This is a genomic window from Desulfovibrio sp. OH1186_COT-070 (assembly GCF_003860215.1).
Classification (GTDB): Bacteria; Desulfobacterota; Desulfovibrionia; order Desulfovibrionales; family Desulfovibrionaceae; genus Desulfovibrio.
The window spans coordinates 1-272 of the sequence record NZ_RQYH01000268.1; the positions used below are offsets into that span (position 1 = coordinate 1).

Sequence of the window (272 nt, forward strand, 5' to 3'; positions counted from 1 at the left end):
ACCCTTGAACGCTGTTCGGGCAGTTATGTGACGGACGATTTGCGGGAACGCCATGACGACATTGTTTGGCGTGTGGGCTGGAAAAAAGGCTCCTGGTGTTATGTGGCCCTGCTTCTGGAGTTCCAGAGCACGCCCGACCACTGGATGGCTTTGCGCATCCTGTCCTATACGACCCTGTTGCTGCTCGATCTCGTCAAGACGGGGAGCGTGCGCGAAAATGAAGGCTTGCCGCCGGTGTTTCCCATTGTTATATACAATGGAGGCAGGGCATG

1 protein-coding gene is annotated in these 272 nt (G+C 55.9%); it reads left to right on the forward strand.

Annotated features, from left to right (window positions below; genetic code table 11):
• On the forward strand, positions 1 to 272 hold a 272-nt coding region (locus EII23_RS12800), incomplete at both ends, for an Rpn family recombination-promoting nuclease/putative transposase (protein ID WP_148091312.1).